This window comes from Collinsella sp. AF23-2, assembly GCF_003459245.1.
GTDB lineage: Bacteria > Actinomycetota > Coriobacteriia > Coriobacteriales > Coriobacteriaceae > Collinsella.
The window spans coordinates 115,037-136,568 of the sequence record NZ_QRVG01000001.1; the positions used below are offsets into that span (position 1 = coordinate 115,037).

General features: G+C 60.5%; 17 protein-coding genes. 10 read left to right on the plus strand and 7 right to left on the minus strand.

Features of this window, described 5'->3' with window-relative positions; translation table 11 throughout:
- The first annotated feature begins 101 nt into the window (after positions 1 to 101).
- Positions 102 to 1,100: a glycosyltransferase gene (locus DWY03_RS00545; RefSeq protein ID WP_147335432.1), complete on the plus strand. Its 999-nt coding sequence runs from the start codon at positions 102 to 104 to the stop codon at positions 1,098 to 1,100.
- A 132-nt stretch (positions 1,101 to 1,232) separates the two neighbouring features.
- On the plus strand, positions 1,233 to 1,670 hold the full coding sequence (locus DWY03_RS00550) for an arginine repressor (RefSeq protein WP_006235280.1): 438 nt from the start codon (positions 1,233 to 1,235) through the stop codon (positions 1,668 to 1,670).
- Positions 1,671 to 1,855: 185 nt separating this feature from the next.
- On the opposite strand, the gene DWY03_RS00555 is transcribed toward DWY03_RS00550, so the two are convergent.
- On the minus strand, positions 1,856 to 4,066 hold the full coding sequence (locus tag DWY03_RS00555; protein ID WP_117839676.1) for a transglycosylase domain-containing protein: 2,211 nt from the start codon (positions 4,064 to 4,066) through the stop codon (positions 1,856 to 1,858).
- Between the two features lie 162 nt (positions 4,067 to 4,228).
- Here DWY03_RS00555 and DWY03_RS00560 point away from each other — a divergent pair, with 162 nt between their 5' ends.
- The 4 genes from DWY03_RS00560 to DWY03_RS00575 all read left to right on the plus strand — a co-directional run bounded on the left by DWY03_RS00560 (position 4,229) and on the right by DWY03_RS00575 (position 10,561).
- Positions 4,229 to 6,205 (plus strand): U32 family peptidase, encoded by a 1,977-nt coding sequence (locus DWY03_RS00560; protein ID WP_158558585.1) that lies wholly within the window; start codon positions 4,229 to 4,231, stop codon positions 6,203 to 6,205.
- A 97-nt stretch (positions 6,206 to 6,302) separates the two neighbouring features.
- Complete coding sequence (tyrS, locus tag DWY03_RS00565) at positions 6,303 to 7,514, plus strand: tyrosine--tRNA ligase (RefSeq protein WP_035137437.1); 1,212 nt, start codon at positions 6,303 to 6,305, stop codon at positions 7,512 to 7,514.
- A gap of 222 nt (positions 7,515 to 7,736) precedes the next feature.
- Positions 7,737 to 9,557 (plus strand): adenine deaminase, encoded by a 1,821-nt coding sequence (locus DWY03_RS00570; RefSeq protein WP_117773365.1) that lies wholly within the window; start codon positions 7,737 to 7,739, stop codon positions 9,555 to 9,557.
- Positions 9,558 to 9,766: 209 nt separating this feature from the next.
- Positions 9,767 to 10,561: a Cof-type HAD-IIB family hydrolase gene (locus DWY03_RS00575; protein WP_117773363.1), complete on the plus strand. Its 795-nt coding sequence runs from the start codon at positions 9,767 to 9,769 to the stop codon at positions 10,559 to 10,561.
- 192 nt (positions 10,562 to 10,753) lie between these two features.
- Here the strand turns inward: DWY03_RS00575 and DWY03_RS00580 are convergent, their stop codons facing one another.
- The 6 genes from DWY03_RS00580 to DWY03_RS00605 form a co-directional block, all read right to left on the minus strand.
- Positions 10,754 to 11,596: a Cof-type HAD-IIB family hydrolase gene (locus DWY03_RS00580; RefSeq protein WP_117773361.1), complete on the minus strand. Its 843-nt coding sequence runs from the start codon at positions 11,594 to 11,596 to the stop codon at positions 10,754 to 10,756.
- Between the two features lie 87 nt (positions 11,597 to 11,683).
- Positions 11,684 to 13,102, minus strand: coding sequence for a citrate synthase (locus DWY03_RS00585; protein ID WP_117773359.1), 1,419 nt, complete (start codon positions 13,100 to 13,102; stop codon positions 11,684 to 11,686).
- 78 nt (positions 13,103 to 13,180) lie between these two features.
- A complete protein-coding gene (locus DWY03_RS00590; protein WP_117839678.1) occupies positions 13,181 to 13,468 on the minus strand; it encodes an ACT domain-containing protein in 288 nt (95 codons plus the stop codon).
- Between the two features lie 396 nt (positions 13,469 to 13,864).
- Entirely contained in the window at positions 13,865 to 14,572 is a 708-nt protein-coding gene (locus DWY03_RS00595) for a site-specific integrase (RefSeq protein WP_255360342.1), read from the minus strand.
- Positions 14,573 to 14,590: 18 nt separating this feature from the next.
- Complete coding sequence (locus DWY03_RS00600) at positions 14,591 to 14,842, minus strand: helix-turn-helix transcriptional regulator (protein ID WP_006235292.1); 252 nt, start codon at positions 14,840 to 14,842, stop codon at positions 14,591 to 14,593.
- 9 nt (positions 14,843 to 14,851) lie between these two features.
- On the minus strand, positions 14,852 to 15,364 hold the full coding sequence (locus DWY03_RS00605; RefSeq protein ID WP_006235293.1) for a DUF2975 domain-containing protein: 513 nt from the start codon (positions 15,362 to 15,364) through the stop codon (positions 14,852 to 14,854).
- 552 nt (positions 15,365 to 15,916) lie between these two features.
- Here DWY03_RS00605 and DWY03_RS00615 point away from each other — a divergent pair.
- From DWY03_RS00615 to rpmE, 4 genes are all read left to right on the plus strand, one after another.
- Positions 15,917 to 18,139 (plus strand): hypothetical protein, encoded by a 2,223-nt coding sequence (locus DWY03_RS00615; protein WP_117773355.1) that lies wholly within the window; start codon positions 15,917 to 15,919, stop codon positions 18,137 to 18,139.
- Between the two features lie 5 nt (positions 18,140 to 18,144).
- Entirely contained in the window at positions 18,145 to 18,885 is a 741-nt protein-coding gene (locus DWY03_RS00620) for an ATP-binding cassette domain-containing protein (protein WP_117769450.1), read from the plus strand.
- 279 nt (positions 18,886 to 19,164) lie between these two features.
- The gene (locus tag DWY03_RS00625; protein ID WP_158558586.1) at positions 19,165 to 20,847 is read left to right on the plus strand and encodes an ABC transporter ATP-binding protein; all 1,683 of its coding nucleotides are present in this window, start codon (positions 19,165 to 19,167) and stop codon (positions 20,845 to 20,847) included.
- Between the two features lie 187 nt (positions 20,848 to 21,034).
- Positions 21,035 to 21,460: a 50S ribosomal protein L31 gene (rpmE, locus tag DWY03_RS00630; RefSeq protein WP_006235303.1), complete on the plus strand. Its 426-nt coding sequence runs from the start codon at positions 21,035 to 21,037 to the stop codon at positions 21,458 to 21,460.
- Positions 21,461 to 21,532 lie beyond the last annotated feature (72 nt).

Sequence of the window (21,532 nt, forward strand, 5' to 3'; positions counted from 1 at the left end):
ATTACCGGGGTGTACCATGAACCACGGTTTGATTCATTGCTGTCGAGAGGACGGATAATTTGGTTCGACGTGGTTCGCATCCGCGACTTTCGGTGATCCTTGTGGTAGAAGGTTCGCCCAGCTATGCGATGCGTGCGCTCGAGAGTATCCAGAACCAAGACCTCTACGATTTGCAGATTGTCGTTGTCTGCCGCGATGCTGCGCCCGGTGTGCGCCATTCGCTTCAAGTTGCTGCCGACAGGGACATCCATATTGATTTGATTGACGTCGAGGACGCGAAGCGCGGCGCTTGTCTTCGTGCCGGTTTTGATGCCTCGCGCGGCTCTCAAATCATCGCCATGAACGCCGATGAGTGGTTTGCTCCGCAGGCCCTTTCCAAGATGGTCGATATCGCGTGCGATACTGCGGCAGACATTGTGCTCCCCTCGGTGTCGCTCGATCGATACGATGCGCATCGCGAGCGTCATTCGCGCGTCTTGGATGCTGCCTCTATTGCCATAGAAGACGAGTCTTCTATGGTGACTGGGCTGCCCCAGTTGATTTTGGGCGGCCTAGTCGCTCAGACCTCTGGCGTGATGTATAGCCGTCCGCTGTTTGAGGCATGCCTGTCGCGCGGCAAGGCGTACCGTACGGTTGAGTTTATGGCTTATGCGCTCTCGCAGGCACGATTCGTGTCCGGCTGCGGCGACGCTTGTTTCCACGCGGCGGCACCTAAGCTTACAGATGCCTTTGATCCCACCATGTATGCCAGGATATCCGATGACACTCGAGTGCTCGACGAGCTTGCGGACTCACTCTCGGAAGCAGATAGCGGTGGTCGGCTCAAGCTGGCAAGCCAAAAGTTCTACTTTGCCGGACTGGTCGCCTGCATCGAGAATTTGTGTCTGAGCCCGCATGGGGTGTCGTCAATCGAGCGTTCCGCCCGCATGCGTGATATGCTCGAGGCGCCTCGAACCCGTCAGATGGTCGCCGCGCTCAAGGATAACCATCGGGGACTCGGTCTGTTGTTTGGGCCGATCGCCAGCGCCAAGCCCGCGCGCTGCGTGATGTGTACGCATCTGGCAGCTTTTCTTAACCGGACGGGCGCAAAAACCGCCTAAACGGCTCATTACGAAACAAACTTGCATAGAATTGTTTCGAAATGCGTTCTTATACACAAAAGCCTTCAAATAGCGTTAAACTATTCAATCACTGATTGATTGTCTCCGCCATCTTTTGGAGAGAGGGTTTGTATGGCTAAAAAACGCAATGGGCGCCAGGATGCCATTAGAGATATTGTGCGCAATAAGGATGTCCGCACGCAGCGCGTGCTGGTCGATGAGCTCCGTGCTATGGGCTTTGATTGCACGCAGGCGACTGTCTCTCGCGATATTGCCGATATGGGGCTGCGTAAGCTCCCTGAGGGCATCTATGTTCTGGCAGAGGACCTGCACCTGCAGCGTATGGTTTCCGAGCTCGTAACGGGCGTTCTGCGTACTGATAATCTGGTTATGATCAAGGCTCAGCCTGGCACGGCTTCCGGCATCGCCGCCGCCGTTGATGCGGCAGAGTTACCCGATGTGCTTGGCTCGCTTGCCGGCAACGATACGATTTTGGTTATTGCCCAGACGGCCGAGGACGGCGAGCGTCTCGAGGCGCTGATCAATAAGTTGAGCAATTCTCGCAAGTAGGTGTGCGGGTCGTGCGCTCGGCATTGTGTGCGCTGACATAGTGGCTTGTAAGGGGCATCGACGTTGGTCGGTACCCCCTTTTTGTTTGCCGGTATAAAGACCGCCCACCAGGTCGCTTCAAACTAAAAGGCCCCGAGCAGTTCAATAAGCTGCTCGGGGCCTTGTTGGCTTTAGTCGCGTACTTCTTAGCCGACCGTATCGTCAGGCGTGGGCGAGGGGTCGGGAGTGGGCGTAGGCGTAGGCGTAGGCGTAGGCGTAGGCGTGCCGCCATCGCCGCCGGTCGAACCACCAGTGGAGCCACCCGTCGAGCCACCGGTCGTACCGGTGCCGCCGGTGGTGTCGCCGCCCGTGGTCTCGGTGGTCGTGGTCGTCGTGGTAGTCGTTGTGGTGGTTTCCTCTTCCTCTTCGTCCTTGTCCTTGTCGTCGTTCTCCGACTTCTTGGTGTTGTTGGTGCCGTAGAACTTCCAGACGCTGTTGTTCTTGTAGGTGGGCGCCGTTCCGGTCGCAAACTCCTCGCGCTCGGTACCGGTCAGAACGGTGTTCATAAACCGCTTAAAGACAGGCAGGTTGGTGCTGTCGCCCAGCAGGTCCGTGCCGTACTTTTGGATGGGGATCTCGCCCGCGGAATAGCCGGTCCACAGGGCGCACGCCAGCTGCGGGGTATAGCCGCAGAACCACAGGTTGGTGGTGTTGTCGGTGGTGCCCGTCTTGCCGGCATAGGGCTGGTTGACACTCAGAGCGCCGGCAGCACCCGTACCGCTGCCCTTCATGACGCCGGACAGAACATCGGTGACCGCGGCGGCCTCGCCCTCGGTAAGCACCTGTGAGGGATTGTCGGTGTGCTGGTACAGCACCGAACCGGTACGAGAGTCAATCTCGGTGATGGCGATCGGCTGGCGATAGTAGCCGCCGTTGGCAAACGTCGCGTAGGCGGCGGCCATCTCGAGCGGCGAGATCGAGCCGGTGCCGAGGGTCATGACGGGAACGTCCTCGATGTTGTCCTTGGCGGGGTCGATGCCGAGCTTTTTGACGAGCGAGATGATCTTGCTGTTACCGACGGCTTCCGCCACCTGGATGTAGCCGGTGTTGGAGGAGTATGCCGTCGCCTGCTTAAGCGTGATGTTGCCATAGCTCTGGTTGGCGTAATTTTGGACCTCGGTCGTGGTGCCCTTGGCCTTGAGCGGCGAGTTGCAGTTGAGGGTGACGTTGGGGTTCATGCCGTTTTGGATGGCAGTTGCCAGCGTAAAGGCCTTAAAGGTGGAGCCGACGGGACGCTTGGCCGTGGCATGGTTTACGTGGTTCTCGTCGGCGTTGTAGTCGTAGCCGCCCACCATGCACTTGATGTAGCCGGTCTTGGGGTCGACGACGACCATGCCCATGTCCAGGCCGTCAAGCGAGAGCGTGTCGAGCTGCTCGCGGACGGCATTCTCTGCCACCTGCTGCATCGTGGGGTCGATGGTGGTCTTGACGGTCAGGCCGCCCTTAAAGAGCACGTCGGTCGAGAACTCCTGCTCCAGCAGCTGCTTGACGTAGGAGACAAAGTAGGGCTGCGAGTATACGTCGACGCCGCTGCCCGAGATTTCGGTCACATTGAGGGTGATGGGTTCGGCCTGTGCGGCATCGTGCTCCTCCTGGGTGATGTGGCCCAGGCGCAACATGTTGTCGAGGACCTTGTTGCGACGGGACAGCGCCAGGTCGGGGTTGACCGTGGGGTCGTACTGCGAGGGCGAGTTGGGAAGGCCGATCAACAGCGCGGCCTCGCTCAGGGTGAGGTCGGCGGCGCTCTTGGACAGATAGGTCTCGGCTGCGGCCTCGATGCCGTAGGCGCCGTGGCCGTAATAGATGGTGTTGAGGTACATCATGAGGATCTCGTCTTTGGAGTACATGTCCTCCATCTTGATGGCGATGTAGGCCTCGCGCACCTTACGCTCAATGGTCGAGTCGAATTGCTCCTCCTGCAGGATGGTGTTGCGCACAAGCTGCTGGGTGATCGTCGAGGCGCCTTCGTGCCCGCCGCCGAGGGTTGCCACCGCAGCACGCGCGATACCCCACAGGTCGATACCGCCGTGCTCGTAGAAGCGCTCGTCCTCGACGTCAACGGTGCCCTGCAGCACGTAGGGGGAGACCTCGTCCTTGGTGATGGACTTGCGGTTTTGCGTGTAGAAGCTCGCGATCTTGTTGCCGTTGCAGTCGACGATCTCGGTGGGCTCGCTCACCAGATACGCGTTGGCGTCGGTGTAGTCGGGCAGATCGGACAGCCAGCGGTTGACGTTACCGACCATGCCGATGCCAAACGCCACGCCCGCAATCAGCAGAAAGCCCAAAAACGAGAGCAGGATTATGGGCAGGGCGTGCGTCTTTGAACGGCTGTGTCCCTGTCGTTGGCGAGGACCCATATATTGACCTCCAGGCATGTCGTGCCAGACGGTGGATGTGCCGTCGGGGCAGGATGGACATAAGTTATTACACGATAAACCAAACGGGGCGCGCGAGGCCTCGTGTATGCTGGAAGACGGCATTTTTCAGAGTGAATGCATACCTTGGTAAGGAGTTTGTCGATGGCGATTCGGACGATGGGGCCGAGCGGACAATACGAGACTGGATTGGATGCTGCCGGTGCGGCGCTGCCCGAGCTGCTGGCGCCGGCGGGCGGGCTCGACCAGATGCTTGCGGCCATCGCCGCGGGCGCCGATGCCATCTATGCGGGGTTGGGCGGCTTTAACGCCCGTGTGAGCGCCCATGGCTTTACGGATAACGAGTTTGCGCGCGGCTGCGCCGTGGCGCATGCCCATGGCGTGCGTGTGTACGTAACGCTCAACGTGTTCGTGTTTGACGATGAGTTGTCCGACGCGGTGGCGTTGGGAGCTCATGCACTGGAGCTGGGCGCCGATGCTCTGATTGTCGCCGATGCCGGGTTGGCCTGCGCGCTGCGCGCGGCGATTCCCGGGGTCGAGATTCACCTGTCCACGCAGGCGGGCGCTCATAGCGAGGGTGCCGTGCGGCTTGCCGCCGATGAGCTGGGGGTCGAGCGCGTGACGACGGCACGCGAGCTGACGGTCGACGAGATTGCGGCGCTATGTGCCACGGGCGTGCCCATCGAGGTATTCTGCCACGGTGCGATTTGCATCGGCTATTCGGGGGCGTGCGAGTTCTCGGCCTTGCGGCGTGGGCGCTCGGCGATGCGCGGCGACTGCACGCAGCCGTGCCGTCTGGCGTACGACCTAGTGGACGAGGCGGGGCAGAGTGTTGTTGCCGTCGAGGGAGACCGCCTGCTTTGTCCGCGTGACTATCTGGGTATCGCGCACCTGCCCGAGCTTGTTGCCGCCGGCGTGGCATCGCTCAAGATCGAGGGGCGCATGAAGAATCCCGATTACGTATTCAACGTGGTGAGGGTGTGGCGTCGGGCACTCGATATGCTGTGCGACGGCGCGTGGGACTCCGGTGCCGTGGAAGAGCTTGAACGCGAGCTGGGAAGGTCGTTTAACCGTGGGTTTACCGATGCTTACCTGCGGGGTCGTTCGGGTGCCGAGCTCATGAGCTTTGAGCGCGCGATCAACCAGGGCGTGCGCGTGGGCCACTTGGTGGCGGTGGGTCACGAAGAGGTGACGGTTGAGCTTGATGCCGCCGTGGCGGCGGGCGATACGCTCGAAATCCGATTTTACCCGGGTGCCGACGCGCGTCCCGATGTGCCCAAGCGCTGGCCACAGGTGCCTTGCCCCGTGGATGCCGCTGCGGGGGAGCGCATCGTCGTGCATTGCAAACGTAAGGTGGACGCGGGCTGCGAGGTCTATCTGATTCGCAGCGCCGGCGTGTTGGATCAGACGGCGGCGGTGTTGGAGCGCATGCGGGCCGAGGCGGATGCGATTGCGCCCGTTGCGCGTGCCGTTGAGGTGCTGCCCTTTGAGGGCGCTGCGGTGGATGGCGGTGCGTCGACGGAGTTGGTGGGGTCGGCGGGGCCGGCAAAGCGCGAGGATTTTGCTCGTATGGTCTTTGCCTGGGAGCTGATGGATGTGGGTCCGCGCGATGAGCGAGATCTGTCCGATACAACGGTGGTGCTCGACGAAGTGTGCCGCGCGGGCGACGCCGAGCGGACTCGGGCGCTTATGCAGCGTGCCGGGCGCGTCGTCTGCCGCAATCTGGGACAAGTGGCGATGGCCCGCGAGCTGGGCACAACGTTTGACGTGGCGGCGCCGGTGTTCTGTGCCAATCGGGCCACGCTTACCTGGCTGCGCGGACTCGGTGCGGGGCGGGTGTGCTTGTCGGCCGAGTTGCTCGGCAATGATGCGGAGCGTGTTGCCGAACTTGCCGCTTGCCCCGGTGTCTTGGGGCCTGTCGATGCCGACCGTCCCGAGCTCATGGTGTGCGAGCACTGCTTGCTGACTGCCGAGGGCGCCTGCGCCACGGATGCAACGGGGCAGGTCCGTTGCCGTGACTGCTCGCGCCGTCAGCAGGCGCGCTTTTTGGTCGAACGTGACGGCACGCGTTTGCCGGTCGTTATCGACGCGTGCGGCAGGACGAGGATTTTCCTGTCGTAGGTGCCGCGTCGCGCTGTTTTGGTTATTATTAGTGGGTTTATGAACTTCCAGCACCGCCGTATCCGGTGAGGGTGCTATAGCAAAAGGAGGATACCCAATGCTGTCTGTTGACGAGCAAATGCGTATCATCACCTCGGGTGCAGCGCAGATCGTCCCCGAGGCCGACCTTCGCAAGAAGCTTGAGAAGGGCGAGCCCCTCAACATCAAGCTCGGCGTCGATCCCACCAGCCCCGACCTGCACCTGGGCCATGCCGTGCCCCTGCGCAAGATGCGTCAGTTCCAGGACCTGGGCCACAACGTCACCCTTATCATCGGCAACGGCACTGCGCTGATCGGCGACCCCTCGGGCAAGAACTCCACCCGCCCGCAGCTTTCGCAGGAGCAGATCGAGGCCAACGCCGAGACCTACGTGAGCCAGGCCATGAAGATCCTGGACCCCGAGAAGACCACCATCGTGCACAACGGCGACTGGATCCTTTCGATGGACCTGGCCGGCCTGCTGCAGGTGTGCTCCAAGTTCACCGTCGCCCGCATCCTCGAGCGCGACGACTTTACCAAGCGCTACCAGTCCCAGACGCCGATTGCCCTGCACGAGTTCCTGTACCCTGTGATGCAGGCCTTCGACTCCGTGCAGATCAAGGCCGACGTCGAGATGGGCGGCACCGACCAGCTCTTTAACCTGCTCGCCGGCCGCGAGCTCATGGAGAAGATGGGCATGGAACCGCAGATCGCGCTCACCATGCCGCTGCTCGAGGGCACCGACGGCGTCCGTAAGATGTCCAAGTCCTACGGTAACTACATCGGCCTGACCGATGCTCCCAAGGATATGTTCGGCAAGACCATGTCCATCCCCGACGAGATGATTGGCAAGTACTATCGTCTGGCCAGTTCGCTCACCCCGGCCGAGGTCGACAAGATCGATGCCGCCCTGGCCGATGGCTCCGCCGACCCCTACGAGCTCAAGCGCGCTCTAGGCCGCGACCTGTGCGACACCTACCACGGTGCTGGCGCCGGCGACGAGGCTCAGGCCGAGTTCGACCGTGTGTTCAAGGAGGGCCAGCTTGCCGACTTCCCCGAGAAGCACGTTGAGCTGACCGTCAACGACGAGGGCCAGATTTACCTCGCTGGCCTGCTCAAGGACCTGGGCCTTTCGGCCAGCGCCGGTCAGGCCCGCCGCGACATCGACGGCGGCGGCGTCAAGATCAACGGCAAGGCTGTGGCTCCCAAGAGCTACAACATCGATCCGAGCGCCCTCAAGCTGGGCGACACCCTCTCCGTGGGCAAGCGCAAGGGCTTTAAGTTGGTCTAACGAGCGAGTTGACCTCACAAGTGCAATAAGGCCGCAGCCGGGAATCCCGACTGCGGCCTTTTTGGTTGCGACGATCCCTTGGGGACGGAGGGATCATTTGGCGGTGCCGTTAAGCGGAAGGGGTGTTAGCGGGACTTTCTTTTTGGCATACAATGGCTATTGGCTTGCTGCGGTGAAGGTCTGTCCGCTCCGCAGCTTTTTTCTACGGTTAAAGGAGTATGTATGTCCGTTGAGGTCATGAGGTCTGTGATCGATGCTGCCGAGGGGCGCGTGCCCGTCGACACGCTGTTTACCAATGCGCAGATCGTCGACGTGTATGGCCAGCGTGTGGCGCCCGGTAGCGTTGCCGTCAAGGACGGTGTGATCGTCGGCGTGCTCTACGATGGTCGCGACGATGCTGCTGGCACCTACGAGGCAACTGAGGTCATCGACTGCCAGGGTCGCTATCTCGCTCCCGGTTTTATTGACGGGCATTTGCATATCGAGTCCTCGAACATCCGTCCCGCCGAGTATGCTCGCATGGCCGCGACGCGCGGTACTACCACCGCCATTGCCGACAGCCACGAGATTGCCAATGTTGCCGGTCTCGACGGCTTGCGCTTTATGATCGAGGACGGCCGCCGCGCACCCATCTCCATCAAGTACATGATGCCTTCGTGCGTGCCCGCGCTGCCCGACGAGCAGGCCGGTGCCGTTATTTCGGCTGCCGATATGCAGGCGTTTTTTGCCGAGCATCCGGGCGATGTCTTTGGCCTGGGCGAAATGATGAACCTTCCGGGCGTTTTTATGGCCGATCCCGAGACCTGTGCTCGCATCGATGCCGCTAACCAGACGCCGTCCAAGCAAGTCGACGGTCATGCGCCGCTCGTTGCCGGCAAGGACCTCAATGCCTATGCCGCGGCGGGTATTATCGCCGACCACGAGTCGACGATTCCCGAGGAGGCGCTCGATAAACTGTCCCGCGGCATGTATGTGATGCTGCGCGAAGGTACGTGTAGCCACGACTTGGCCAACCTGTCGCCGATGCTGCTAGAGAATCCCGCGCGCGCCCGCCGCTGCTGCTTCGCGACCGACGACCGCGCCCCTTCCGATGCGCTTGCGACCGGCATGATCGACAATGCCTGCCGCGCGGCTATCGAGGCCGGCATCGACCCCGTGGTCGCTATCTCTATGGCGTCCCTCTCCACGGCCGAGGCGTTTGGCCTGGACCACGGTTGCCGCGACCCACACGAGCTGCGTGGTGCGATTGCCCCGGGCAAGCGTGCCGACCTGCTGGTGCTCAACGACCTGACGTTTGCCACGGCTCCGCATCGCGTGTATGCCGCCGGCGCGCTCGTGGCACAGGACGGCACTTTTGTGGGCGAGATTGCACCCGAGATGGCCGAGGTCGCGGCCCTTGCCGATGAGCTACGCGCCTCCGTTAAGCTGCCGAAGCTTTCGCTCGACGTATTCGACTATGCCTTTAAGCCGGGCGAGGCCGTGATTGACGTGGTGCCGGGCAAGGCCATCACGGGCATGGTTCGCCCCAAGAACACCGAGGGCCTGCGCCGCATTATGCTGATTGAGCGCCATGGCCGCGGCGTGTCGCTGCAGGCCGAGGGCGCCGACGGCGACGGCCCCGCTGGCCTGGGCCTGGTCGGCAAGCATATCGGTCGCGGCTGGGTGCGCGGCTTTACCATCACCGGTGGCGCCATTGCCTCCACGATCGGCCACGACTCGCACAACGTGTGCGTGGTGGGCGACAATGCGGCGGATATGATGGCTGCCGTTGAGGCCGTGGGCCAGGGCGGCCACGTGCTGGTGCGCAACGGCGAGGTCGTGGCGCGCATTCCGCTGGCGCTCGGCGGCCTGATGAGCGAGGGCGCTGCCGAAGACGTTGCGGCGCAGCACGACGACTTTATGGTCAAGGCGCGCGCCATGGGCATCGAGCCGCCGCTCGACCCCATCATGGGCATCATCTTCCTGCCCCTGCCGGTGATCCCGACGCTCCGCATCCGTCCCGAGGGCATGTTCGACGTCACAACCTTCACCTACGCCGACTAGTCATCAGGGACGTTCTTAAACGACTAGCCGTTGGGGACACTCTTTGGCGGGCTGCCTGACGTCGCGACCGTGGGGCCTCTGGCGCGCGTGAGCTATTTGCTAGGTCCATGTAACGTTTATAACTACGGGGTCTTATTCGAGCTCCCTTTGGGTACGGTGTTTTCAGATATACATCTGTTTTCACTACTAAGCCCGAAGGGAGCTTTTCTATGTTTAAACTGATTGCATCCGATATGGACGGCACACTGCTTGACGAAAACGGCCAGGTGCCTCCCGAGACCTACGAACTGATTCTGGCGCTACACGAGCATGGCGTGCATTTCGCCGCATCGTCAGGTCGTCGCTACGATCGCCTGTGCGAGTTCTTTGCGCCCGTTCGCGACAAGATGGACTTTGTCGCCGCTAACGGCGCCCAAGTCTACGCCGACGGTAAGATGGTAGACCGTGAGGTGTATTCCCACCTGGCGATTCGAAGGCTCGCCCAAGCCGTCAGGACGTTTCCCAATCTGCATCTTGCGCTCTTTGACCGAACCAAGTCCTTCCTGCTCGATGACGAGTGCAAGTTCGTGCGTGAGGTCGATAAGGACCTTCCCAATGCCGAGCGTATTTGGGAGCTGCCCGATCCCAGCGTAAATATCATCAAAGCGAGTATCTTTTGCGACGACAGTGCGGTTATGGACAGTGCGTACGTGCTACAGCGCGAACTTGGTCAGCTCTTTACTTTTGCGCCTTCGGGCAACGCGTGGATCGATGCCATGCAGCCTGGTGTATCGAAGGCCTCGGGTATCGCGCAGCTCGCGGAGCATTACGGCATTGATCGCGACGAGGTCATAGCGTTTGGCGACTCGATGAACGACTACGAGATCATTCGCTTTGTCGGCACGGGCTGCGCGATGGAAAACGCGCGCCCCGCGCTTAAGGCGGTGGCCGATCGCGTGGTGGGTTGTAACCGCGACCACGCCGTCCAGCAGGAGCTCCGCCACGTTCTGGAGAGCCTCGCCTAATCCGGCAGTTGGGGACGTTCCTTTTCTGCCGGCAGCTGGGGACAGTCCTTGCAGCTTTTTCGCGAAGAGTGTCCCCAACGACTACTGTGACTGGGGCAGCTAATTTGGGACGGGGCTATTTTAGCTACCCCACACAAGCGGGCAGCTAAAATAGCCCCGTCCCAAATTAGCTGCCCTGCCGGGTTGCTGCTGCTAGGCGAGGGCAGCCATGATGGTGCGGGCGACGCCGTCGTGGTCGTTGTCGAACTCGGTGATGGCGTCGGCGGCGTCGCGGTCCTCGGGCTCGGCGTTGATCATGGCCATGCCGTGGCCCGCTGCCTGCAGCATGGGGATGTCGTTGATGTTGTCGCCGAACGCCCAGGCGTCGACGAGACGCTCGCCCAGGTGCTCGCATAGCCACGTGAGGGCCGTTCCCTTGGTGGCGCCCTCACCCATGACCTCGATATTCATGGCGTAAGAACGCGTGACCTCAATGCCTCCGAGCGTGTCGAGCTCAGCCGCGATGGCGTCGCGATCGGCCGGGTCGTGCCAGTACATGGCGATGCGTTCGAGCGTCTCGACCCCGTCGATCTTACTGTCGATATCCATGTCGATCGGTGTTCGTGTGCGCTTGAGCGAAGCCGCGATGTGGGGGTCACCGCCGCAGAACTCATCCAGGCGCCCGTAAAGCGAGCGGGGGAGGAAGCACTGCCCATCCGCGAAGATATCGAAGGTCACATCGTGGCCGGCGGCGATGCGATGGACGCGATGGGCAATGCCGCGATCGAGCGGACGGCTCAAAATGCGCGTGGCGCGCGAGGCATCGTTGGGCACATCGTCGTCGAGCTGCCAGACGCTGGCGCCATTGGCGCAGACCGCGTAGTGCACGGCAGGATGGGCGAGGATGGGCTCAAAGACGCCCGACAGCGGACGCCCCGTGCACGGTACAAACTCAATGCTGCGACGTGCGAGCTCGTCGAGCATCGCCCAGGTGGCGTCGCCCATCTGCTTGTCGCTCGTCAACAGTGTTCCATCCATATCGGAAAAAACAATCATTCGATGCAGCCCTTTCTACTGGCATAAAAAGCGTGGCCGAGGGCGGTGATGCCCTGGCCACGCTCGAGTTCTATAACGGTCCGCGTCCTAGCGGTCGGCGATCGGCTTGTACTCCAGCGGCTCGATCACCGGACGATAGGCCGGGCGAATAATACGGTGCGCGCAGAAGAGCTCTTCCATGCGGTGTGCCGACCAGCCGGCCATGCGGGCGACGGCGAATAACGGCGTAAAAAGCGTCTCGGGCACGCCGAGCATCTTGTAGATAAAGCCCGTGTACAGGTCGATGTTGGCGCAGATGGGCTTGGTCATGCCGTGGTCGCGCATGACCTGGGGTGCCAGGCGCTCGATGCGCTCGATGAGCGCGAACTCATCGCCCAGGTCCTTCTTGGCGGCAAGCGTGCGCGCGTAACGGCGGCAGACCTCGGCGCGCGGGTCGCTGAGCGTATAGACGGCGTGGCCCATACCGTAGATGAGGCCCGTGCCGTCGAAGGCCTGCTTGTCGAGGATCTTGCCCAGGTAGGCTGCGACCTCGTCCTCGTCCTCCCAGTTGGAGACATGCGCGCGGATGTCCTCGTGCATGGACACGACCTTGGCGTTGGCACCGCCGTGGCGCGGGCCCTTGAGCGAGCCGATAGCCGCGGCGTAGGCGGAATACGGGTCGGTGGCCGAAGACGACAGCACGCGGCAAGCGAAGGTGGAGTTGTTGCCGCCGCCGTGCTCGGCATGCAGCATGAGCATCACGTCGAGCAGCATGGCTTCGTCGCGGGTGAACGCCATGCCACCGCGCAAGACCTGTAGGATGGTCTCGGCGGTGGAGAGACCGGGCGTGGGGTGCGGCACGTGAACCTCGGAGCCGCGAAGCTTGGCGACCGAGGCCATGTGTGCGAAGGCGGCGATGCGCGGGAGACGTGCGAGCATGGAAATGGCGACGTCGATTTCGTGCTCGGGCGTGATCACGTCTGGTTCGGCATCGAAGGCGTAGAGCAACAGTACGGCGCGCTGGAGCACGTTCATGATGCTCGACGACACCGTGGTCATAGGGAACTCTTTAACGTACTCGTCACTCAGGTGTCTAAAGGCGCCCAGGCGCTCGCAAAAGCCGTCGAGCTCTTCCTTGTTGGGCAGCGAACCCGTGATAAGCAGATAGGCGACTTCCTCGTAGCCGTAGCGATTCTCGGCCTGGGCATTGTTGACCAGATCCTCGATGCTGTAGCCGCGAAGCGTGAGCTTGCCCTGATCGGGCACGACCTTTCCGTCGACCTTGTTGTAGCCGTGCACATCCGAGATACGAGTGAGGCCCGCGACCACGCCCGAGCCGTCGGCATTGCGCAGGCCGCGCTTGACATTGTGCTCTTCGAACAAGCCCTCGTCATAAGGGTCGGTCGGCAGGCCGTGGTAGAGGCTTTCGCTCTCAGACGAAATCTGGCGGCTTGCTTCGTAATCCAGAACCAGTCGGCTCAAGTGGTCATCGAAGCGGTAATAGATTTTCTTGGCGTCGTAGGCCATGTGCGCTCCTCTCCGGGCCGTGTGGGGGCGGCGTGCTTGAGTGCAGATGCGCCGGCCTGTTCCTGCACGGCCTGTTCGCTACAGGCGGTACATAAAGTTAAAGACGTCCTCGCGCTGGATGGACACGTTGACGCCCGAAAGCTCGCCGGCCTCGGCCAGGGCCTCCTGCAGCTCAGCGAAGTCGAGCTTGGACTCGGCGGTATCGGCCAGCATGGTCATGGTGAAGATGTCCTCGATAATGGACTGCGTGATGTCGCGGATGTCGACGTTGGCCTCGCCCAGGACACGGGTGACGCCGGCGACGATGCCGGGGCGGTTCTTGCCAAGGACGGTGATGACGATACGGGAGGACGAGATCTCGGCCATGGGAAACCCTTTCGCGTGATTGCGGCGCGCGCGGGGCGCTCCGCTACGGTACAGTGTTCATCATTGTACCTGTCTGGCGCAAAAAAGGCGCGCTCGCTGCGGCGTTACATGCCTGCAACATGAGCGTAAGGGGGAAGGCCGTACGGGGAAGAGCCGTCTGGCGCGTGTCCGGCTCGTGTTGGGTTGATTTCCGATCTCAGCCGAACACATTGAGCGGACAGGCCGTTCCCGCAGTCAGCCGAACGCCTCCGACGGCTGATTCCGAACTGGAAGCGGAGGGCATCCCCGCCCTTCGGTAGGGGATACCGCTCCGCGGCGCATGCCGCGGGCGGCGCCCCTATCGGACCACCGTGACCTCAGTTGGGATGGGCCCAGCACTGCCGCGTACTCGGTGAGCTAGAGCCAACTGTTCGTCTTCACGTCGCGTATGGCGATATTTCGGTCGTCCGGCTCGGTGATGCCGTAGCCGAACGCCTGGAGCGTCTCGATGGACTCCTGGATCCTCTGTTGGAACATGGGACCCGGATCGACCCTCGGCCCGAGGTGCCCGCGCCAAAGGCACGGCGTGGCGCGCAGCATGTTATGGATTTTGGAGATGGGCTCGATGTCGGCGTAGACGTTGAGCGTCGCCATGGCGTCCTTGTGGCCGAGGATCGATTGGAGCGCCTTGATATCGCCGCCTTGGCGGATCCACTGCGTTGCGAACGTGTGGCGAAGGCCGTGGAACGTGATCAGCTCGTCGTTGGTGCCCATGAGGCCGTTGGTCTCCGAGAACGTCTTGAACGCCCTGCGGATATAGCTTGTCGTCGCGAAGGTCGCGCCCGGCTCCGACAGGATGTAGCAGTCCCCGATCTCGACCGCCCCGGTAAGGCCGCGCAAGCGCAGCTTTCCGCAGTCGATCTCGTGGGTCTCCTTCAGGAAGGGGAGTAGGCCGACCGGGTCGATGGGGATACCCCTGGCGTCATGGGTCTTGGTGTCCTTGATGAACGAACCCATTCCCTTCGCGTACGCCACCGAGTGTCTGATCGAGATCAGGCCCGTCTCGAAATCCACATCGCACCACCGAAGGCCGCAGACCTCGCCGATTCGCATCCCCGTGTGCAGGGCGAGTACGACCGCCCTCTAATCCTCGGCGGACCAATCGAGTCCGAACTCCTTTCGGGCATCCTCTTCGCTCATGACTTCGAGAAGGTCTCCGGGTTGGCAACGAAGGGCGAGGCATAGCTGCTCGAGTGTGTTGAAGCGAATGCCGCGAATATGCCCTTTTTTAATACGGGACAGGTTCACGGGCGTGGTTCCAATCCTTTCGGCAAGTTCGTTCGAGGAAATCTTTCGCTCGGCCATGATCTTGTCGAGGCGAACAATTACGGGCATGGCGTTTCCTTACGCAATCTCGTCGGAGTCGAGGTACAGCTCTCGGGCGTACAAGAAGAGCTGGGAAAGCATGAACAGGACGATGCCGAGAACCAGAGAGGTCCAATCGAATGATGAAGCGATCTCTTGGGCGCCGACGGCCCCCTCGCCGCCAAACATCGAAACGGAGGTTTTGAGTGAGCCGGCGTAGAGGCTGGTGGCAGCTTGAACAACGAAGAGAATGCCGAGCACCTTCAAGCATGTCGCAGACCCTTTCTTGAAGGGGTCTCCGCTCTTGATCGTCCACACGAGAACGGCGCTGAGGATGGTCGTAGCGATACCGATGACGGCAGGGACCAATGTCGAGATCGCAAGGGCTGGATACGCGGGGGAGTCTGCAATTACAGGGTTGTCGAGCACTTCGATTGCTGGCTTTAAGGAGAACGCCACTTGTGCGATGGCGGTGGCGCAAAGGGTCGCAGAGGCTATCGCACATGCGATGCGGAAGGAATGAAGCCGGGGAGTGCGATTGTCGGAACTCATAATAACCTCCGAAGAATTTAAAAAACTCAGGTTACTTTTTAACAGTTTATGTTAAATTGACTTTGCAGGCAAGTAATCACAGCATGCTGCAACCGAAACCCCTCTAGATTGGAGAGGATTATGTTCAGTACTGTTAAGTCGTGTAAGCTCTTGGTTTTCCTCGGCCTCGCTCTTTGTCTGTTGCTGCCGGGAGCCCCCGCTTTTGCGGATACCCCGATGCCTCCTTCCCAGGAGAGCAGCCAGTGTGCCCTCGTTGAGCCCCTCGGGTATACGGACGACGTCGTCGATACCTACTGGAGCTACAGCTGTCCTCGCGGCGTAAGCGGGCACAGCATCTCGATGTTCAACATCTCTTACAAGACGATCTCCTACCGAAATGGCTATCGCCGATCCGCGCATCATAGGGAATCCCGCCTCGCTGCAATGTGCTCCTGTGGTGTTCTTGGCACAACTGATAAATGGCAATTTGTCTATAGCACCTACTAGATGCGAGGAAGGGCCGAGCATTTTGTTCGGCCCCTCTGTTCCGACTGGATGAGGTTAAGGTTGGCGATGAATATGCTCAAAATCTCGAAGGCGATCTTTAGGTCGCTTCTCTCCTCCAGGTCGCTCTGTGTTGTCGTTGTTGCGTTGATGGTTCTTTGTGCTCTGCCCGTCTTCAGGAGCGCGGCTGGCATCGACGGACGGGTCGAATACCTCGAGTCGGGAATAACCCGTGTTGAGCAGGAATTGTCAGCATCCTATGCGGATGCGCTTGTGAATGCGGGGGAGGACGGTGTCTATACCTCTTCATCAAGCATGCCCGCGCTTCTGTACCCTCTTGCCGCGGGACGTCTTATCTTGGCACCGCTCTCTCCCCTACTTCCGTTTCTGCAGATATCGGATGGAGAGTACACCTATTATGACGGATCGAAGGAGTACTTGCTATGGGTCGCAACGGCCGTTGCCGTCTCGTTCCTTGCCGCGCGTCTTAACAAACGTGAAAAGCTCATCATCCAGGCACCGATGGGCGAGCTGGGTAGACTTGTTGCATCGAGCGTATGGGCGAGTGTTTTTGCAATGCTTGCCGTCCTCGCCATCAATCTTCCAGGGATAATCGCCGCGCTTGTGAAGAATGGCCCGGGCTCGCCGTTCTATCCGATAGGCTACATTCAATATGCGACTCCGGTTATCAAACCGGCTTGGCTGGTGTTCGCGCAGACGGCCATCTTGCAATTCTTGGTGGCAGCGTTCATCTCGCTTGTCGTTCACCTTGCCGTGAAGATTGCCAATAACCCTACGCTTGGAATCGTGTTCGTATGTGCCCTGATGGGGGTGACGATGGTTCCCGGGTATTACGGAAGATCCATCGCTTTACGTGAGTTCGCCCTGTTGAATCCCCTTACGTATGCGAACACTGAGTTGACCGTCGGCGCCTATAGCCCGTACCCGACAACGCAGATAGTGAATCTGCCTGGACTTTGCTTCGAGCGTGGCGCGATTGCCCTCGTATGCGCAATCGGGATCGAGGTGCTGGCAATTAGCCTGCTTTGCGTTGCTGGAAAGAGCGGCTGCGCGTGCCCGATATCCCCGATTTGTCTTGAGAGAGGTTCCTTCACTGCATCGAGAACGGCAACTCGTTCGAGCGCTTGTGCCTCCGCCGTTGCATACGTAAGAACGATGGGGAAACTGCTCCTGCGTTCTCCTACCCTCGCCGTATGCGCGATTGCAATGTCGACGACGATGCTGGCCCCGGCTCTGGTCGAGATGTTTCCTGACGCTGATAACGTTTCCGCTGTTCGGTATAGGGATGGGGAGCTCCGTTCAATAGATCGGTATCTAGAGCAGAACGCTGCGAATATGGACGTCGAGGGCAAAGCGGCCCTGGAAGACATGCGGGATGCTCTTTCGGGTTTCGTGTACGCGCCTATGCCTGCGGAGGGGTTTCGAAGCCTTGCGACGTACGAGCGCGCTCGAGGTGAGCTGGGCGCGGCAGATGCGACTCTCCTGCAATCGATCGGAATCGAGCCGGAGACTCCTTCTCGTGCGGAGGCGCGCGCCCTTCTGCTTGAGTCGATCGCGAGCTTGCCGGAACCCAAGGTTTACGAGTTAAGTACGAAGATGCCCCCATTAATCCTCCTTTCGTATCTCCAGGCAGCGCTTCCCTCCTTATTTTTGCTGTTGCCCGTGGTTGTCACATCGCTCGCGTGCACCCACCTGCAGTGTCGTTCCCTTCTGGTTCTCCAGATCCCCGCAACAGCGCATGTGCGTTTTCTGACGGCTGTTGCGCTGGCTCTCCTGCTTGGCTTGGTGCTGCTTTTGGTGTCGATGGTTCCCGCTGTCGTTGTGTCCGTGATTAAGAACGGTGCGGGTGGATCGGAGTATCCCGTCGCTCTCATTCGGGCGGGAGCTTCGACAACGTCCATGGTGGGGGAGGCGGTGTTGTGCAGTATTCCGTTGCTGGTCATGGCATACGGCGTGATTTCCGTCGTCGCTGCGTTGACAGCAGCGATTAGCCGCAACCCCGTTGTCACCGGAATGGTTTGCGCGGTTCTCTTGGTGTTGGGTTCGTTGAGCGCTCATGTTGAAAGCGTGGGCATGGGCGTCGCGCTGCTGGCTCCATTCGCCTCGTTTGATCCCGCTTCCCAGGTGGGGACGATTGGGTTCCTTGGGCGAGGGACGAACGCGATGCCTTTTGGAGAGGTCGTCGGCGCATCGGGCGCTCTGCTGGTGGTCTTGGGCGCCGTATCTCCGTTGATGGTGCGCCTGAGTGTTCCAAAGATCGAAAGGGGATGATCTCGATGATTGACCTTCAAACGCTGACGATCTCTTATGGAAAGAAGGTGCTCGTAGATTCGGTGAACGCTGAGTTTGCCCCGGGTACGGTCTACGGTCTCGTCGCTCCGAACGGGCATGGAAAGACGACGTTGCTGCGTGCGATGGCAGGTTTGCCGGGTCCTCGCGTGGACGGGAGCATCGTTCTGGATGAGGTGCAGGGTACGGGTGCGAGAGAGGTCCGTTCTATGATCTTCTATGCACCTGGTGAGGGGACGCTGCTGTATCCCGGATTGCGTGCGGAAGATCACCTCAAGATGGTTTGCGATATGTGGCCGCACGCTCGCGATATCGAAGAGATAGTGGAACAAACGCAGATAGGCGAGTTCGCGAAGATGAGGATCCGCACTCTGAGCCAGGGCATGAAGCAGCAGCTTACCCTGGCGATTGCGTATGCGACGGGCGCGCGGTACCTTCTATTAGATGAGCCCATGAACGCGCTCGACCCCAGCAGGGTGGACTTGCATTCCGAGATTCTCAGGAAGCTGGCCGATTCTGGTACGTGCATCATCATGTCATCCCACATCTTGGATTCGGTCGATAGGCTGTGCGATGAGATTCTGTTTTTGAAGGATGGGAGGCTCATTAGAAGCATTCCGCAAGATGATGCTGCGCCGAAGTCTCCTGGATCCCATTTCGCAAAGCCTGCCGGACGCGCCGAGGGTGCGCTAAGCACGTATCGGCGACTCTACGAAAAGGGCGGGTAGAAATGCAAGTTAAAAATCTATGTGGTCAATATGATGCCGTTGAACCCGCGTATCAATACCGCTCAGCCATTCGCCTCGCCCCCATCGCACGCATCTTCATTCGGTCTGTTACTTTTAATCTAACGATTCTTTGAGGAATGCAGGTGCTTCTGAATGTACTGTCGACTTCTTCTCAAACTAATCCTAAGAGACAAGGCCGTATGGATTTCCACGCTCGTTCTTGCTGCAGCCTTTTCCGTCCCCATTGCGTTCAATTCACCCATCTACGGCCCCTTCTTTATGAAGCAGGGCATGCAGGGCTTTGTCGACGCATTCAATACGCGCGCGCCCCAGGCCAGCGGCACAGACCTATCGCCAGAGCAGCAAGATGACGCTGAGCTTGCAAGATACGCGAACGCCGCCCTCGCCGCTCAAACCGACGCCGCCTTTCTCGACTCTGCCGAGAGCTACTACGCGCTCATGGACGAGGGCTTCCAATCCGGGTCCATCGTGGGGGACCAGGAGACCAATGACGCAGAGCTCGCATATTGCCGCGCTCTGAGCAGCTCCGGCATCGCGGATATCCCGGCCTCCGCAAACGACCTGCCGTTCCTCTCCTTCCTGCCCTACGCCATTGCCCAGGCGCCGTCCTTCCTTCCCTTCATCCCCTTCCTTCTCTCGTCGATACTCGTGCTCGGCGCCACAAGGCCCGGGACCCTGGCGGCAAAGGCGCCCGTGCCCAAATTCCGGCGCCTTATCCAAACCGTGTTTTCGATAATTGGCGCGGGGACCGCGATGCTCCTCGCCGGCCTTGCGCCCGGGAGTATTTACGCCTTGGCCCTAAACGGCTTCGGGCAGATCGGGTACCCGATCGCCTTCTTCCATAACGGCGCGCTCACTACCACGACCGCGGGAGACGTCTTCACGACCATACTTCTCGCGCTGCTCGCGGGTGGAACCTTGATATCCGTTTGTTCCGTCGTCCTATCGACCGCAACGAGGCGCGTCTTCGCGGGCCCCCTTACCTCCGCGTTGCTTGTCGCGGCCCCGGCATTCCCGTTATTGTCCGATTCGGCACTGGGGCATAATGCCGCGCTCGAGCTCCTGCCGCTGGCCGTGTTCTCGCCTATCGAGGCAACGGGTTACGTAGGATGCTTCCCAACAGAATTCATTGACTCCGGTTCAAGCGGTGCATCGATGCTTGCCGTGGCCCTGATATACGTCGCGGTCTTTTTTGCGGTCGGCGCCGTTGCGACACGTTCGCCCAAACAGTCTGAACCCGCGAAAAAGCGCCATGGGCTCGAGCTTCTGGACGTGAGCGTGGGATACGGAAGCACGACGATACTTTCAATCGGATCGCTTTTCTTGAGCCCGGGAACGGCGGCGGGCCTCATTGCTCCCAACGGCTCGGGGAAAACCACCTTTCTTGAAGCGCTGTCGGGCCAATTTCCCACCCGTATCCACTCGGGAAGCCTGGTGGCAGACGGAATCAGCCAACGTCAATCAGCCGAATTTGCAGAACTCGTCTACCTGAGCTCTTCAGGCGGCACGGATCTTTACCCCACGCTATCAGCCCTCGAGCACCTTGCTTTCGTTAGGGATGCGTGGAAATCGGCCGCCGACATCGACTCGCTCTGCAGCTCCCTCGGAATCTCCCCATATCTCGACAAGCCGGCCCGTAAACTCTCGACGGGAATGAAGCAGCAGGTAAAGCTTGCCATGGCGATAGCGACCGATTGCCCGTACCTCATCCTCGATGAACCGCTGAACGGCCTCGATCCGGGAAAGCGGAAAACCTCCTGCGACGCGATGCGCAGCGAGGTGGCGCGGGGACGCAGCGTGCTCATTTCAAGCCATCTGCTCGACGACCTGGCAGACCTCACCGACTCGTTCTACTTCATCGAGGCCGGCACGCTCGTGGAAAAGATCAAGTCGTCCTCGCAGACGCTCAAGCAGGAATACCTCGATACATACGAAGGATGAATGTGGGGGAGTGTTCGGATGATAGTTGATATTCAAGGGCCAGCTCGTGTCGTGCCGAAAAGACCGTGAACCTTTTGTGGGACATGCGGCGCCGTGGTACCATAGCCGAGTTTGTTGTCTTGGTCGGAAACCAAGACGCCTTATGCGCTGATCGGTAACCAGCGCCTGACCAATAAGGAGTCCTACCATGAAGCAGGGTATCCATCCCCAGTATGTCGAGTGCACGGTGACGTGCTCCTGCGGCAACACCTTCAAGACGCACGCTACCGTGTCCGAGATGAAGGTCGAGCTTTGCAACGAGTGCCACCCGTTCTACACCGGCCAGCAGAAGTTCGTCGACACCGGTGGACGCGTCCAGCGCTTCGCCGACAAGTTCGGTGGCGCCGCTGCCGCCCAGCTCAAGAAGGCTGAGGAGGCCAAGGCTGCCAAGGCCGCCAAGGCTGCTGAGGCCGAGGCCGCTCGCAAGGCCGCCGCTGAGGCTAAGGCTGCCGAGAAGGCCAAGCGTGCTGCTAAGTTTGCCGAGGAGGCTGCCAAGCAGGCCGCCGAGGCTCCCGCAGAGGCTCCCGTCGAGGAGGCCGCTGCCGAGGCCGAGACCACCGAGGCTGCTGAGTAAATAGCTCGCCGCGGAATCACTCGCATTCATGGCATGAGGGCCGTGCATCCATTTGGGTGCGCGGCCCTTTTC

Bases quoted from the DNA above. Each gene is read 5' to 3' on its own strand.
- DWY03_RS00590 (WP_117839678.1), bottom strand. From the start codon at position 13,468: ATGGCCGAGATCTCGTCCTCCCGTATCGTCATCACCGTCCTTGGCAAG.
- DWY03_RS00620 (WP_117769450.1), top strand. From the start codon at position 18,145: ATGATTGACCTTCAAACGCTGACGATCTCTTATGGAAAGAAGGTGCTC.
- DWY03_RS00550 (WP_006235280.1), top strand. From the start codon at position 1,233: ATGGCTAAAAAACGCAATGGGCGCCAGGATGCCATTAGAGATATTGTG.
- DWY03_RS00625 (WP_158558586.1), top strand. From the start codon at position 19,165: ATGAAGCAGGGCATGCAGGGCTTTGTCGACGCATTCAATACGCGCGCG.
- DWY03_RS00580 (WP_117773361.1), bottom strand. From the start codon at position 11,596: ATGATTGTTTTTTCCGATATGGATGGAACACTGTTGACGAGCGACAAG.
- tyrS (WP_035137437.1), top strand. From the start codon at position 6,303: ATGCTGTCTGTTGACGAGCAAATGCGTATCATCACCTCGGGTGCAGCG.
- DWY03_RS00615 (WP_117773355.1), top strand. From the start codon at position 15,917: ATGAATATGCTCAAAATCTCGAAGGCGATCTTTAGGTCGCTTCTCTCC.
- DWY03_RS00600 (WP_006235292.1), bottom strand. From the start codon at position 14,842: ATGCCCGTAATTGTTCGCCTCGACAAGATCATGGCCGAGCGAAAGATT.
- DWY03_RS00560 (WP_158558585.1), top strand. From the start codon at position 4,229: ATGGCGATTCGGACGATGGGGCCGAGCGGACAATACGAGACTGGATTG.
- DWY03_RS00575 (WP_117773363.1), top strand. From the start codon at position 9,767: ATGTTTAAACTGATTGCATCCGATATGGACGGCACACTGCTTGACGAA.
- DWY03_RS00555 (WP_117839676.1), bottom strand. From the start codon at position 4,066: ATGGGTCCTCGCCAACGACAGGGACACAGCCGTTCAAAGACGCACGCC.
- DWY03_RS00605 (WP_006235293.1), bottom strand. From the start codon at position 15,364: ATGAGTTCCGACAATCGCACTCCCCGGCTTCATTCCTTCCGCATCGCA.
- rpmE (WP_006235303.1), top strand. From the start codon at position 21,035: ATGAAGCAGGGTATCCATCCCCAGTATGTCGAGTGCACGGTGACGTGC.
- DWY03_RS00570 (WP_117773365.1), top strand. From the start codon at position 7,737: ATGTCCGTTGAGGTCATGAGGTCTGTGATCGATGCTGCCGAGGGGCGC.
- DWY03_RS00585 (WP_117773359.1), bottom strand. From the start codon at position 13,102: ATGGCCTACGACGCCAAGAAAATCTATTACCGCTTCGATGACCACTTG.